Raw genomic sequence first — 14,267 nt, forward strand, 5'->3', positions numbered from 1 at the left:
GCTTGTTTAGGCGATGTCTCTAGACCAGCCGAGAGTTACCGTCAGAGCTGCAGACTGGGTTGTGTCCACAAACAAGCTGTGTACTTGAGCTGTAGTTAATGCGGCCACTTGATCGCTAGTCAATGCTTTCAGTTGTGCGGTACTTATCACTTTGAATGTATCTGTCGTGATTGCAGATATATCTTGTGTTTCGATCGCACGCAAGTTGGTTGTCGTCAAATTATTGAGTTGTGAACTTGTGAGGGCTGTGACCTGAGCGGTAGTCAAGGCTGCAACTTGTGCTGTTGCGAGCGCTGCTAGAGCAGCGGTATTAAGGCCGTTGATGATGGTGGTTGAGATGACTGCAATATCACCTGTCTCGATCGCTCTGAGGTTTGCTGGATTTGTCGTGCTGAGTGTATTGAGCGATGCCGAGCTCAAGCTGGCGATTTGGTTGGAAGTCAGTGCGACTACTTGAGCTGTTGAAAGCGCTGCTAGAGCAGCGGTATTAAGCCCGTTGATGTTGGTCGTTGAGATGGCTGCAATATCAGCAGTTTCGATAGCATTAAAGTTGGCTGTGTTTGTAGTGCTGAGTGCATTCAACGCAGGCAAACTAAGGCTGCTCACTTGGTTGGAAGTCAGTGCGACTACTTGAGCTGTTGAAAGCGCTGCTAGAGCAGCGGTATAAAGGCCGTTGATGATGGTGGTTGAGATGACTGCAATATCACCTGTCTCGATCGCTCTGAGGTTTGCTGGATTTGTCGTGCTGAGTGTATTGAGCGATGCCGAGCTCAAGCTGGCAATTTGGTTGGAAGTCAGTGCGACTACTTGAGCTGTTGAAAGCGCTGCTAGAGCAGCGGTATTAAGCCCGTTGATGTTGGTCGTTGAGATGGCTGCAATATCAGCAGTTTCGATAGCATTAAAGTTGGCTGTGTTTGTAGTGCTGAGTGCATTCAACGCAGGCAAACTAAGGCTGCTCACTTGGTTGGAAGTCAGTGCGACTACTTGAGCTGTTGAAAGCGCTGCTAGAGCGGCGGTATTTAGCCCGTTGATGTTGGTCGTTGAGATGGCTGCAATATCACCTGTCTCGATCGCACTCAGGTTGGCTGGTCGAGTTGTGCTGAGCGTGTTGAGCGATGCCGAGCTCAAGCTGGCGACTTGGTTGTAGGTGAGTGCAACTATTTGAGCTGTTGAAAGCGCTGCTAGAGCAGCGGTATTAAGCCCGTTGATGTTGGTCGTTGAGATGGCTGCAATATCAGCAGTTTCGATAGCATTAAAGTTGGCTGTGTTTGTAGTGCTTAGCGTATTCAATTGATCTACTGTTAAAGATCTGACTTGCGCAGTTGTCAAAGCTTGAATGTGTGTTGTATCAAGGCCTGCCAAAGCTGCAGTGGAAAGCACTGCAATCATGGTGGTACTAATTTTTTGCAATCCAGCGGTAGATGCATTGTTCAGCGCAGTTGAGGAGAACGTTTTGGTCCTACCATTCGTTGTGATTTTTGTTTGCTGATCCGCGTTCAGTGCCGTCCATTGATCCACAGTGATTTGATCAAGCTGATTCTGGCTAATTTTTGCCAAAACTTCGTCTTTCAGCTTTCCAAAACTAGATGCATTAATTTTTGAAATTTGGTCGGTAGAGACAGAAGCAATTTGCTTGCTAGTGAATGACGCAACTTCTTCGGTCCCTAATGCGCCTAAGACTTTTGTGCTGAGCGCTTTCACTTGATCGCCGTTGAGCAAGCCAAATACTTCACCTGTGAGGCCATTGGCGGCAGTGGTGGTCAAGTATGTAACTTGATTCGTTGTCAAAGCTTTGACTTGGGTTGCGCCAATTGCAGCAAACTGATCTGAACTCAGTTGAGACAGTTGCGTCGTATCGAACGCGCCTAGGGCGATGTTGTTCAGGGCGGCAATGTCATCTGTTTCAATGGCTTGAACTTGTGAGGAGTTCAGCTTTTGGATGAGCGATGAAGTCAAAGCATTGACTTGGGTTGTTGTTAAAGCCTGAATTAAGTCCGTATTTAGGCTGCCGAACTTGGTTGTATCTAGCGCGGCAATATTTTTCTTGCTGATTGCTTGAATTTGATCGGTTGTGAGTTGATCAAGCTCGGCGGTTGTGAGGCTGTTGACTTGGGTGGATGACAGCGTGGCAATTGCCGTGGCCGAAAGTGCAGGAATTTCTTCGTCAGAAAGATTGGCCAATTGCGCCGTTGTCAATAGTTTCACTTGCGCTGCCGTCAAAGCGCTGACTTGATCTGAAGACAGTGTTGCGAACACGGTTGAACTCAAACTTCCCAGTGTGCTGGCGGAAATCACTTGAATGTCATCTGTCGAGATGGCGCGCAGTTGCGTGGAAGTCAGGTTTTCAAGTTGGGTGGAGCTCAGTTTTGCAACTTGTGCGGTAGTTAAAGCGGTGATAAAGCTTTCGTCGAGCTGTTTCAACTTGTCAGTAGCCAATCCGTTGATCGCCGCAGTGCTGAATGCTTGAATTTGATCTGTACTGAGCAACGACAGTTGACCCACTTTGAGCGCGCGAGCTTGTGTGGATGACAGCTTGGCAATGGAGGAGTTTGATAGGCTGCTGATTTCTTCATCAAGCAAGGCTGAAATTTGGGCTGTGCCCAAGGCTTTGGTTTGAGTTGTTGTCAGTGCATTGATCTGCGCTGTTGAGAGTAATTGCAATTTAGTGGTTGTCAAATCTGAAATTGCAGATGTGGTTAGCGCTGCGAAATCTTGCGTTTCGATCGCTTGCAGTTGCTCTTCATTGAGCGCATTCAGTTGCTTAGCTTGCAGGGCATGGACTTGCGCGGTGGATAGCGCAGCAATGACTGAGCCTTCTAGTGAGCTGAATTTAGATGTGCTTAACCCAGCAATGGCAGCAGTGCTGATGCCTGCCAGCTGTGTGCTGTTCAAGGCTAAAAATTGATCAGCCGAAAAACCTTCAAGATTTGTGGCCGTAAACGCTGCAAACTGTTTGCTAGAGAGACCCACCATGGCCTCTTCAGAAATTGCACCGATTTGTGATGGTGTCAGTGCCTTTAATTGACTTGTGCTCAGTGCCGCAATTTGTGAGCTCGTCAGATCATTGATTTGCGTGGTGTTTAACTGGCTCAGCGTGGCTGTGCTGATTTGTGCGAGGTCAGTTGTTTCAATAGCTTTGACTTGTTCTTCGCTCAAGTTATTGAGTTGTGATGTGGTCAGAGCGCGGAATTGCGCGGTTGTGAGTGCTTTGATGGCTGAGTTGTCGAGTTGACCCAGTAAAGCGCCATCAATGACAGATATAGCTCGTGTAGAGATAGCTCCAATTTGTGCGCTGCTCAAGACAGACAGTTGGTCCAATGTCAAAGCTTGGACTAAGCTTGTGGTTAAGCTGGCGACTTGTTTGGTGTCAAGGCCTTTGATGCTGTCTTGACTGATGTTCTGTAGCTGTGTTGTAGAGAGTGCTTTTAGCTGTGTGGATGTGAGCGCTTTAATTTGAGAGCTAGACAGGTAGCTCACATGCGTGGAGTCAAGATTGTTAACTGCAGCTGTTGTCAGCTGGGCCAAGTCTGCAGTTTCAATTGCTTGAATTTGGTCATTGTTCAGGGCGTTTAGCTGAGTGCTACTCAGAGCACGCACTTGTGATGATGTGAAAACAGAAATCGTAGACGTATCTAAGCTTTGCAGTACATCAATATTTAAATTGTTGATGGCTGCTGTGCTCAAAGCTTGAATTTGCTTGGTGCTCAAGGCCGCAATTTGCGTTGCTTGCAAATTGTTCACATGGTTCGTGGTCAGCGCAGCGATTTGGCTTGAACTCAACCCTTTGATGCCATCTTCACTCAGATTGCTAACTTGGTTGGTATCCAAAGCCTTGAATTGAGAAACAGTCAGCGCGCTCACCTGTGTGCTGCTGAGTAAATTGATTTTGGATGTCGACAATCCACCAATTGTGGTTGCAGCAATTGCTGCTAAATCGACGCTTTCGATGGCTTTGAAGTTGTCTTCGGTTAAGCCTTCGAGTTGGTCCAGCGTCAGTGCTTTGACTTGTGTGCTGCTCAAGTCGGTGATGTTTTTGTCGCTCAACTTAGCCAAGCTGTCGGTACTCAATGTAGCCAACGCTTTGGCTGAAATGTTTTTGACTTGCAGTGACGTTAAGCCCAACGAATCTAGAGCGAACAATGCAGACACCTGCTGCGTCGAAAAAGTCGCAAGCTGGGCCCCAGTTAGCCCGCTCACTTGGTCATCGTGGAGCGCTTTGATATCTGCAGTGCTGAATGACGTAATTTGAGTCGCGCTGAGGCTTGAAATTTGCGACGAGGAAAGCGCGGCAACTTGGCTTGTCGTAAATGCAGAAATTTGCAACTGTGTCAGTGCCACCATCTGACTGTTTTTCAGCCCACCAATTTGGTCTTCCGTTAATTTAGCAACTTGCGTGGATGTGAACGATGCTATCTGTGTGGCAGTGAATGCGTTAATTTGTGTTGACGCATCCAGTGCCTGAATTTGTTTGGTGGTAAGCGCCTGAATTTTCGGAACCGCTAAAGAACTCAGCTGTGTGGCCGATAAACTAGCTATCTGATCTGTACTGAGTGTTGCAAATACAGTGGAGGTGATGGCAGCGAGTTGAGCTGTTGTAGCCCCAGAGATGGCATCTGTTGTCAATTTGGCCGCATTTGCTGCAGTCAAAGTGCTGAAAATAGTCGTGCTGAGCGATTTGATGCTTGTTGCGTCTAGTTTGCTGAAATCAACAACAGTAGCTGCTGCCGCAGTCGTAGCAGTGGTTCCTGAGAGTGTGATGTTGTTGATCGAGGACATGGCAAACCTTTGGTTATGAGTTGTGTGCTGCGAGTGATTTCATTCACGCGCTTTTCTACTTAAATTAGCAAGCGTCTTACTGATCGGCACGAAACTGAAAATCTTTAGTGTTTTTGCGAAAATAATTTTTTAATTTAATAAGTTAAACCTTGTGGGCTAAATTAACTTTTCTCTATGAGTCGCTTGGTGCTAGTCAATTACCCTGATGGGCGCATGTTTGGATGAGCTCGCTACCATCATGGCTATGAATCAGCGCCCTAATTTCCAAGTTGCCGTCGTCATGCGTCGAGAGCGTGTGCCGGGTGCTATGAGCCAATGGCAGCCTTGGCGTTGGGTTTTACACGATGTGACTGGACATGAGTTAGTTCCCCACAAGGCGCATTTCGGCACAACGCCTCGCTGCCTTCGCCAAACCGGCGACGAACAAATTTGGTTGCATCCCGGCTTCACGGTGGAGTTGTTCAAAGACGATGCCGAGGGCTATTACCTCAACGCCACATCACCTGCGCCGTGTTGGTTTGTGCTGTGGCGCATGGAGGAAGAGCCGAGCATCGGCGATGAAGTAATGGCTGTGCCTGTCATGGTGAGCCTGAGCTATCACGATGCAGGTCGTTGGCTAGACGCTCAAGAAAACGTAGACCAAGTGCCAGCGCCTGTCGAGGTGGTGGCATGGATGAGCGAATTCACGGATGAGCACTTGGTGGTCGAAGCCAAACGACGCAAGCGCCCCGACAGTTTCCAGCCTTTGCAAGACCGTTTCGGCAATCCAGCCTCTGTGAGCACAGGGAAGTTTCGCGGTGGCGGCCCCAAGCAAGGGGGTAATCATGGCGAGTGATCACGGATCCGATGGCTTTTTAAGCCGTTGGTCACGCCGTAAGGTGGATGTGCGCGAGGGCAGACCGTTAGACGAGCCCAAGCCGGTCCTTGAGGCCGCGTCAGGCAAACCCGCGCCAATGGCGGCCCAGCTCGCTGTACCTGAGTCCGCTGCAAGCCAAGAAGCAACGCCACTGCCATCCCCTACCTTGGTGGATGCACAGCAACTCACGCCAGAGTCAGACTTCAAAGGTTTCATGGCCCGCGGTGTAGCCCCGGAGGTGAAAAATGCCGCCATGAAAAAGCTGTTTGCAGACCCTCATTTCAATGTGATGGATCGCATGGATGTCTACATCGACGATTACGGTTTGCCCGATCCATTGCCCATGGCTATGCTGCGTCAAATGAGCAGCGCCAAAACCTTGAATTTGTTCGATGACGAGCAGGTAGCGTCCAATGATTTCAACATGGGCGACAAACCTGAAATCGAAGAAACCAAAGTCATGGCACAGTCCGTCCCTGCTGAAAACAATTCCAACACCGAGCCCACTACGCATGACCACGCTGATTTGCGACTGCAACCAGACCCAACCGTTAGACCCCAAGGCACTGAGCCAAAGCCTGTCTGAAAACCTCACGCTGCACACTGCACTGTGCCGTCGTGAGGCCGGCGCTTTTCTGCAAGCTGTGCAAGGCGCAGACGATGTGGTGGTGGCTTGCACCCAAGAACAACGCTTGTTTGGCGACTTGGCTGTGGAGGCGCAAGCTAAAACATCGGTCATTAAATTCGTCAACATCCGTGAGACCGGTGGTTGGAGCAGTGATGCCAAAAACGCCTCACCCAAAATCGCCGCGCTACTAGCCGCTGTACATTTGCCAGAGCCCGAGCCAGTGCCCACGGTCACGTTCAAGAGTGCAGGGCGCTTGTTGATCATGGGCCAGATGGACGAAGCTGAAAAAGCTGCAGCTTTGTTGGCTGATACGCTGAATGTGACGATCTTCACCCAAGGCGCAGGCGAGGCTGGCGGCGCACAAAGCCGCACCTACCCCGTGCTGGGTGGCCAAGTGGTGCGTGTGGATGGTTGGTTGGGCGCATTCAAGCTGACTTGGCAAAACAACAACCCCATCGACTTGGACTTGTGCACACGTTGCAATGCCTGCGTGGCCGCCTGCCCTGAGCAAGCGATTGGTCTGGACTACCAAATTGACATGAGCAAGTGCAGCTCGCACCGCGACTGCGTCACAGCGTGCGGTGCGGTGGGTGCGATCAACTTCCAGCGTGAAGCGCAAGAAGAAACAGCAGAGTTCGACCTCGTGCTTGACCTGCGCGAGCAAAGCGCTTTCACGCGCCACGCATTGCCTCAAGGTTATTTCCGTGGCGCCACTGCAGCCAACTTGCTGCGCTTGCGCGAGTTGGTGGGCGAGTTTGAAAAGCCCAAATTCTTTGACTACAAACAAAAGTTGTGCGCACACAGCCGCAACGAAAAAGTAGGCTGCAACGCCTGCGTGGACATTTGCTCGGCCGAGGCTGTTAGCTCGGACAAGTCGCGCCAACAAATCAAGGTCAACCCTAACCTGTGTGTGGGCTGCGGTGCGTGCACCACGGTGTGCCCGACCGGTGCGCTGACCTACGCCTACCCGCGTGCCAGCGAACAGGGTGCGAAGCTCAAGACGCTGCTGAACACATACCAAAAAGCAGGCGGCAAAGACGCGGTCATCTTGCTGCACAGCCAAGATGCGGGCCAAGCTTTGGTCAATGAGCTGGGCCGTGCGGCTCAACTTAAAGTGGCCAAAGGTTTGCCCGCGCATGTGATTCCCGTGTCGTTGTGGCACACCGCCAGCCTTGGTTTGGATGTGTGGCTCACCGCCTTGGCTTATGGTGCAGCTCAAGTGCTGGTGCTCAACACCGCCGAAGAAGCGCCGCAATATGCGGACGGCTTGCAAGCGCAAATGGCGCAAGCGCAAGCCATGCTTGAAGGTTTGGGCTATGCCAAGGCAGGCCACATGCCTGTGCAGTTGGTGCACGCCACACAAGCCATGGAACTCGATGTTGAGCTGCAACGCCTCACCACCGGCAAGCAACGCTTCAGCACCACTGTGCCGGCTGCCACGTTTGCCGTGATGGCGGACAAGCGCAGCACGCTCAGCATGGTGATTGACCATTTGCTGGAGCATGCGCCGGTCTTGAAAATTGCTGCGGCTCCCGAAGCCTTGGCCTTGCCCAAAGATGGTTCGCCGTTTGGCTCGGTGGAAGTCAATAAAGACAGCTGCACCTTGTGCATGAGCTGTGTCAGCGCCTGCCCCGCCAACGCGCTGCAAGACAACCAAGCTGCCCCACAGCTACGCTTCTTTGAAAAGAACTGCGTGCAGTGCGGTTTGTGCGTCAGCACCTGCCCCGAGAAAGCGCTCAACCTAGTGCCGCGTTTGTTGCTCACGCCCCAGCGCAAAGAAGTGCGTGTGCTCAACGAAACCCAGCCTTATGGCTGCGTGCGTTGCGGCAAACCCTTTGGCACGCTCAAAGGCATCGAGGCCATGATTGGCAAATTGGCAGGCCACTCGATGTTCCAAGGCGAGGCCTTACAGCGCCTGAAGATGTGTGGTGACTGCCGCGTGATTGACATTTACTCTGCTGGCGACGAGCAAAAAATTTCCTAAGTACCTGTATGACCGACCTTCACCTGTCCTCTGCCCTTGACGAAGAAACCGCACGCGCCGAGCTGTATGGTTTGATTTCTGAGCTGTTCTACGCACCTGCACGCCCCGAGTTGTTGGCGCAACTGCGCGTGGCCGCCACCGATGCCCCGACCTCGGGCGGCTTTCTCGAAGAGCCTTGGCGTCAGCTGGTGGGTGTGGCCCGCGAGATGGATGACAACAGCATCCAAAACGAACACCACACCTTGTTTGGTGGTGTGGGCAAGCCAGAGGTATACGTGTATGCCTCACACTTTTTGACTGGCTTCTTGAATGAAAAGCCCTTGGCGCAATTGCGCACCGACTTGACTGAGCTGGGCTTAGGACGCGACGACACCACCATGTCTGAAACCGAAGACCATGTGTCTTATGTATTTGAGGTCATGCGCTTTTTGGTGGCAGGCGATGATGTGTCAGTGTCCAACCTGACACAGCAAGCCAAGTTTTTTGCCGCTCATGTGCAAACCTGGGTGCCTGCGTTTTGCGATGCCTTGCAAGCCACACCTCGTGCGCGTTTTTACGCCGCGTTGGCCGACTTGACTCGTGCATTTGTCAGTGTCGAAGCGCAAGGCTTTGACATGCTGGCTTGAACGCACTTGGCATGCCTCGTTTGTTTTTTTTGAGTTCTATGCGAGACGCCTAGGTGACAAAGAGGCTTTTTTAATTACGAAACTTGAGTCAGTTTTGGGGGTTCTTGACGTAACTACGTACTAGACAAACCTACATCATTGGTACAGTATGCAAAGTTGTGCATAAGCACATCCAACGAGGAGCTAACAATGCAAAAAGAACAACCCCAGGATCAAGCGACCCCATCGCGCCGTGGCTTTTTTATGGGTGCCGCCGCCGCAGGCGCTGCCGCTGCTGCTGTGACCACGCTGCCCGGCATCAGCACCCCCTCTGCTGAATTGAACAAACTTCCTCCCGCGCCTGAAAACGGCGGCGGCTACAGCTTGAGCGAACACGTCAAGCGTTACTACCAGACCACGCGCGTCTGAAGGAGCCTCACATGTTGTTGACCCGTAAATCCGATTCGGCCGCCAAGGTCTCTGGCAGCTCTGCCTTCGTAGGCCGCTTGCAACGTGGCTTGTCACAAGCTTTGCCAACCCTCGACCGTCGTGGCTTTTTGCGCCGCTCAGGTTTGGGCATTGGCGTGGGTTTGGCTGCTACACAGCTGAGCCTCGTTAAAAAGGCAAATGCCTCAGGCTCAATGGTCAGCAATGGCGCTGGCAAGATCGAAGTTAAACGCACTGTGTGTACCCACTGCTCTGTGGGCTGTGCTGTAGACGCCGTAGTTGAAAACGGCGTTTGGGTGCGCCAAGAAGCCGTATTTGATTCCCCCATCAACCTCGGCGCGCATTGCGCCAAAGGTGCTGCCCTGCGTGAGCACGGCCACGGTGAGTTCCGTTTGCGTTACCCCATGAAGTTGGTCAACGGCAAGTACGAGCGCATCAGCTGGGATACGGCCTTGGATGAAATCAGTGCCAAGCTGCTTGAGCTGCGCAAAACATCAGGCCCAGACAGCGTGTACTGGATTGGTTCATCCAAGCACAACAACGAACAGTCTTATTTGCTGCGCAAGTTTGTGAGCTACTTCGGTAGCAACAACTGCGACCACCAAGCCCGTATCTGTCACTCCACCACCGTGGCGGGTGTGTCGAACACTTGGGGTTACGGTGCGATGACCAATTCGTACAACGACATGCAAAACAGCAAGGTCGCGATGTACATCGGTTCGAACGCGGCTGAAGCGCACCCAGTGTCCATGTTGCACATGCTGCACGCCAAAGAAAACGGCTGCAAGATGATCGTGGTCGATCCACGTTTCACACGTACAGCAGCCAAGGCTGACGAGTACGTGCGCATTCGCTCTGGCTCTGACATTGCCTTCTTATTTGGTCTCTTGCACATCATTTTCAAGAATGGTTGGGAAGACAAAAAGTACATCAACGACCGCGTGTTCGGCATGGACAAGGTCAAAGAAGAGGTCATGGACAAGTGGACACCCGAGAAGGTGGAAGAAGTCTGTGGCGTGACCCCTGACCAGCTGCTCAAAGTTGCAACCATGCTTCATGAGAACAACCCCGGCACTATCGTCTGGTGTATGGGCCAAACACAGCACACCATTGGCAACGCCATCGTGCGTGCCTCTTGCATCTTGCAATTGGCCTTGGGCAACATCGGTAAATCCGGTGGCGGTACCAACATCTTCCGTGGCCACGACAACGTGCAAGGCGCCACCGACGTTGGCCCTAACCCCGACTCATTGCCTGGCTATTACGGCATTGTTGAAGGTGCGTGGAAACACTTTGCCAAAGCATGGGGCGTGGAATTTGATTGGCTCAAAGGCCGCTTCGCCAACCCCGGCATGATGAGCAAGCCCGGCATGACCGTGTCACGCTGGATTGATGGCGTGTTGGAAAAGAACGACCTCATCGACCAAGACAGCAACCTCAAGGCCGTGTTCTATTGGGGCCATGCACCCAACTCACAAACCCGTGGTTTGGAAATGAAGCGCGCCATGGACAAGCTGGACTTGTTGGTGGTGGTCGATCCTTATCCATCGGCCACAGCTGCCATGGCCGCCATGCCCGGCAAAGCCGAAGACCTCAACCCTAACCGTGCGGTGTACCTGTTGCCCGCTGCGACACAGTTTGAAACCAGCGGCTCATGCACTGCTTCGAATCGTTCGTTGCAATGGCGTGAGAAGGTCATTGAGCCATTGTGGGAAAGCCGTTCCGACCACATGATCATGTATCAGTTGGCGCAAAAACTCGGCTTCGGTCCAGAGCTGGTCAAGAACTACAAGCTGCAAAAAGTCAAAGGCATGGACGAACCCATGGTCGAAGACATCTTGCGCGAAATCAACAAGTCGGTGTGGACCATTGGCTATACCGGCCAAAGCCCAGAGCGCTTGAAAGCGCACATGCGCAATATGCATTTGTTTGACGTCAAGACCCTCAAGTCCAAGGGCGGTAAAGACAAAGAAACTGGTTACGACTTTGGCGGCGACTACTTCGGCTTGCCATGGCCTTGCTACGGCACGCCCGAACTCAAGCACCCAGGCTCCCCCAACTTGTACGACACCTCGAAGCACGTCATGGATGGCGGCGGTAACTTCCGCGCCAACTTTGGTGTGGAGCGTGAAGGTAAAAACCTGTTGGCTGAAGATGGCTCGCACTCCAAAGGCGCTGACATCACCACGGGCTACCCCGAACTCGACCACGTCTTGCTCAAGAAACTCGGCTGGTGGAACGAACTCACCGATGCTGAAAAAGCATTGGCCGAAGGCAAGAATTGGAAGACCGACAACTCCGGCGGCATGATGCGTGTGTTCATGCAAAACCACGGTTGCCATCCATTTGGCAACGCCAAAGCGCGTGCGGTGGTGTGGAACTTCCCAGATCCCATCCCACAACACCGCGAGCCTTTGTATGGCACACGTCCTGACTTGATGGAGAAGTACCCCACGCACGCTGACAAAAAAGCGTTCTGGCGTCTGCCCACCTTGTACAAAACCGTGCAAGACAAAAACATCGCCGATAAAGTGCACGAGAAGTTCCCACTCATCCTTACCTCTGGCCGTTTGGTCGAGTACGAGGGCGGCGGCGAAGAGACCCGTTCCAACCCATGGTTGGCCGAGTTGCAACAAGAAGCGTTTGTGGAAATCAACCCCAAGACCGCAGCAGACCGTGGCATTCGCAACGGCGAGCGTGTGTGGTTGAAGAGCCCCACCGGCGCACGCTTGAATGTGCAAGCCTTGGTGACAGAGCGTGTGGACACAGGCACCGTTTGGATGCCCTTCCACTTCTCTGGCCGCTGGCAAGGTGAAGACATGCTCAAGTACTACCCCAAAGGTGCTGCGCCCATCGTGCGCGGTGAGGCGGTCAACACGGCCACCACGTATGGTTATGACAGCGTCACCATGATGCAAGAAACCAAAACCACCGTTTGCGACATCGAACGCGCCTAAGGAGAATTAAATGGCACGCATGAAATTTATCTGTGACGCTGAGCGTTGCATCGAGTGCAACGGTTGCGTCACCGCTTGTAAAAACGAACACGAAGTCCCATGGGGTGTGAACCGTCGCCGTGTGGTCACTCTGAACGACGGCGTTCCCGGCGAGAAGTCGATCTCTGTCGCGTGTATGCATTGTTCCGACGCGCCTTGTATGGCAGTTTGCCCTGTGAACTGCTTCTACAAGACCGACGAAGGCGTGGTCTTGCATGACAAAGACATTTGCATTGGCTGCGGCTACTGCTCATACGCTTGCCCATTTGGTGCACCTCAGTTCCCAAGCCAAGGCACCTTCGGTGTGCGCGGCAAGATGGACAAGTGCACCTTCTGCGCCGGTGGCCCTGAAGCCAACGGCAGCGAAGCTGAGTTTGAAAAATACGGTCGCAACCGTTTGGCCGAAGGCAAACTGCCTGCGTGTGCCGAAATGTGCTCGACCAAAGCCTTGCTCGCCGGTGACGGCGATGTGGTGGCCGACATCTTCCGCAACCGCGTGGTCAAACGCAACAAGGGTGCTGAAGTGTGGGGTTGGGGCACGGCTTACGGCTCTAAGCAAGCCGGCCAAGCGCCTGCCAAAGTCGAAGGAGTGAAGAAATGATGAAACGCATGTCACTCATCATGCTAAGCGTGGCAGCACTCACCGCTTGCGGTGAAAAGGCTCAAAACCTCGGCACCAAAAAAGACGCCACCGCTTTCAGCGGCGCTGAAAACCACTTTGTCCAGCCCGGCTGGACAGCTGGCGACAAAAACAGCTGGGAGCAACACCTGCGCGCTCGCGGCCAGTACGGCATGAACGACCACAGTCGCGCACCGTAAACCAAGGGGCACATCATGTACCGCTCTTTTCAATCGGTGTTGTGTGCAGCGTTGACGGTGTTTGCACTGTCGGCTGTCGCGCAAGACAAAGCGCCTGCGGCAGCCCCAGCTGTCAAAAGCGTCAACATTCAAGACGTCAAGCCTGACGCCAGCGACTCTCCCGGCTACGCCGAGCAAACCAACGGCGAACGTGGCAAGGTCCAACCTGGCAACAACGCACCCATGTGGCGCGATGTGGGCAAAGGCGTGGAAGGCTACAGCAGCCTGCCCAAGTCACAAGCCCCTGAAGCTGGCGTGCTCATTCAACCCTTCGTGCAATACCCAGGTTCGCGCCTGACCAACGGTGGTGAAGCGTGGCGTCAAGTGCGCAACAACTGGATCATCCCTTATGGTGGATCTTTGCTGTTGATCGTCTTCGGCGCGATTGCCTTGTTCTACTGGCGCAAGGGCATGATCATGCTGCATGGCAAGCCCACAGGCGTGGAGATCGAACGCTTCACACCGTTTGAACGCTCAGCCCACTGGGCCAATGCGGGTGCGTTTGTCGTGTTGGCCTTGTCTGGCCTCACCATGGCCTTTGGTAAGTTTTTCATTCAACCCATCATTGGTGACACGCTGTTTGGTTGGATCACTTACTTGCTGAAAAACGCGCACAACTTTGCAGGCCCGCTCTTCGCTGTGTCGCTGACCATCGTGTTTGTGACGTTCGTGAAAGACAACTTGCCGAGCAAAGAAGACATCACTTGGATTCTCAAAGGCGCCGGCTTGCTCAGTGGCCAAGAAGTGCCTTCGCACCGTTTCAACGCGGGCGAAAAAGTCGTGTTTTGGGCGGGTGTGTTTGGCTTGGGTTTGGTCGTGGTGGCGTCTGGCTTCGTGCTCGACAAAATCATTCCATTCCTCGTGTACGAACGCGGCACCATGCAAATGGCACACATGATTCACGCAGTGGCCACTGTTTTGATGATGGTTATGTTCATGGGCCACATCTACATGGGCACCATCGGCATGGAAGGCGCTTACAAAGCCATGCAAACCGGCTATGTGGATGAGACTTGGGCCAAAGAGCACCACGAACTTTGGCACGACGACATCAAAGCCGGCAAGATTCCAGCCCACCGCTCCGAAGAAGCTTCGGGCACCACAGCGCACGTTTGAT

General features: G+C 52.9%; 10 protein-coding genes. 9 read left to right on the forward strand and 1 reads right to left on the reverse strand.

Annotation, left to right across the window (positions count from 1 at the left end; all coding sequences use genetic code 11):
* Positions 1-6: 6 nt before the first annotated feature.
* The gene (locus B9Z35_RS01170; RefSeq protein WP_108281842.1) at positions 7-4,776 is read right to left on the reverse strand and encodes a hypothetical protein; all 4,770 of its coding nucleotides are present in this window, start codon (positions 4,774-4,776) and stop codon (positions 7-9) included.
* A 244-nt stretch (positions 4,777-5,020) separates the two neighbouring features.
* On the opposite strand from B9Z35_RS01170, the gene B9Z35_RS01175 reads away from it, so the two are divergent.
* The 9 genes from B9Z35_RS01175 to B9Z35_RS01215 all read left to right on the forward strand — a co-directional run bounded on the left by B9Z35_RS01175 (position 5,021) and on the right by B9Z35_RS01215 (position 14,266).
* Positions 5,021-5,611, forward strand: coding sequence for a DUF3305 domain-containing protein (locus tag B9Z35_RS01175; protein ID WP_108282765.1), 591 nt, complete (start codon positions 5,021-5,023; stop codon positions 5,609-5,611).
* The gene (locus B9Z35_RS01180) at positions 5,601-6,218 is read left to right on the forward strand and encodes a DUF3306 domain-containing protein (protein WP_108281843.1); all 618 of its coding nucleotides are present in this window, start codon (positions 5,601-5,603) and stop codon (positions 6,216-6,218) included. Before B9Z35_RS01175 ends, B9Z35_RS01180 begins: the two co-directional genes overlap by 11 nt.
* Positions 6,145-8,244 carry a 4Fe-4S binding protein gene (locus B9Z35_RS01185; protein ID WP_108281844.1) on the forward strand — a complete coding sequence of 700 codons (2,100 nt, stop codon included), beginning with the start codon at positions 6,145-6,147 and terminating at the stop codon, positions 8,242-8,244. The genes B9Z35_RS01180 and B9Z35_RS01185 overlap by 74 nt, the downstream gene beginning before the upstream one ends.
* A gap of 8 nt (positions 8,245-8,252) precedes the next feature.
* Positions 8,253-8,870: a molecular chaperone gene (locus B9Z35_RS01190; RefSeq protein ID WP_108281845.1), complete on the forward strand. Its 618-nt coding sequence runs from the start codon at positions 8,253-8,255 to the stop codon at positions 8,868-8,870.
* Between the two features lie 189 nt (positions 8,871-9,059).
* A complete protein-coding gene (locus B9Z35_RS01195) occupies positions 9,060-9,278 on the forward strand; it encodes a formate dehydrogenase (RefSeq protein ID WP_108281846.1) in 219 nt (72 codons plus the stop codon).
* An 11-nt stretch (positions 9,279-9,289) separates the two neighbouring features.
* Complete coding sequence (locus tag B9Z35_RS01200; protein WP_108281847.1) at positions 9,290-12,253, forward strand: formate dehydrogenase subunit alpha; 2,964 nt, start codon at positions 9,290-9,292, stop codon at positions 12,251-12,253.
* A 10-nt stretch (positions 12,254-12,263) separates the two neighbouring features.
* Complete coding sequence (gene fdh3B / locus B9Z35_RS01205; RefSeq protein ID WP_108281848.1) at positions 12,264-12,893, forward strand: formate dehydrogenase FDH3 subunit beta; 630 nt, start codon at positions 12,264-12,266, stop codon at positions 12,891-12,893.
* The gene (locus B9Z35_RS01210; protein ID WP_108281849.1) at positions 12,890-13,111 is read left to right on the forward strand and encodes a hypothetical protein; all 222 of its coding nucleotides are present in this window, start codon (positions 12,890-12,892) and stop codon (positions 13,109-13,111) included. Before fdh3B ends, B9Z35_RS01210 begins: the two co-directional genes overlap by 4 nt.
* Positions 13,112-13,126: 15 nt before the next feature.
* Positions 13,127-14,266, forward strand: a complete 1,140-nt coding sequence (locus B9Z35_RS01215) for a formate dehydrogenase subunit gamma (RefSeq protein WP_108281850.1) — start codon at positions 13,127-13,129, stop codon at positions 14,264-14,266.
* Position 14,267: the final 1 nt, after the last annotated feature.

Origin of the sequence: Limnohabitans sp. Jir61 (genome assembly GCF_003063545.1) — a bacterium.
GTDB lineage: Bacteria > Pseudomonadota > Gammaproteobacteria > Burkholderiales > Burkholderiaceae_C > Limnohabitans.

Excerpts from the sequence above, each read along its gene's own strand:
- B9Z35_RS01170 (WP_108281842.1), bottom strand. The coding sequence starts at position 4,776 with ATGTCCTCGATCAACAACATCACACTCTCAGGAACCACTGCTACGACT.
- B9Z35_RS01175 (WP_108282765.1), top strand. The coding sequence starts at position 5,021 with ATGAATCAGCGCCCTAATTTCCAAGTTGCCGTCGTCATGCGTCGAGAG.
- B9Z35_RS01180 (WP_108281843.1), top strand. The coding sequence starts at position 5,601 with ATGGCGAGTGATCACGGATCCGATGGCTTTTTAAGCCGTTGGTCACGC.
- B9Z35_RS01185 (WP_108281844.1), top strand. The coding sequence starts at position 6,145 with ATGACCACGCTGATTTGCGACTGCAACCAGACCCAACCGTTAGACCCC.
- B9Z35_RS01190 (WP_108281845.1), top strand. The coding sequence starts at position 8,253 with ATGACCGACCTTCACCTGTCCTCTGCCCTTGACGAAGAAACCGCACGC.
- B9Z35_RS01195 (WP_108281846.1), top strand. The coding sequence starts at position 9,060 with ATGCAAAAAGAACAACCCCAGGATCAAGCGACCCCATCGCGCCGTGGC.
- B9Z35_RS01200 (WP_108281847.1), top strand. The coding sequence starts at position 9,290 with ATGTTGTTGACCCGTAAATCCGATTCGGCCGCCAAGGTCTCTGGCAGC.
- fdh3B (WP_108281848.1), top strand. The coding sequence starts at position 12,264 with ATGGCACGCATGAAATTTATCTGTGACGCTGAGCGTTGCATCGAGTGC.
- B9Z35_RS01210 (WP_108281849.1), top strand. The coding sequence starts at position 12,890 with ATGATGAAACGCATGTCACTCATCATGCTAAGCGTGGCAGCACTCACC.
- B9Z35_RS01215 (WP_108281850.1), top strand. The coding sequence starts at position 13,127 with ATGTACCGCTCTTTTCAATCGGTGTTGTGTGCAGCGTTGACGGTGTTT.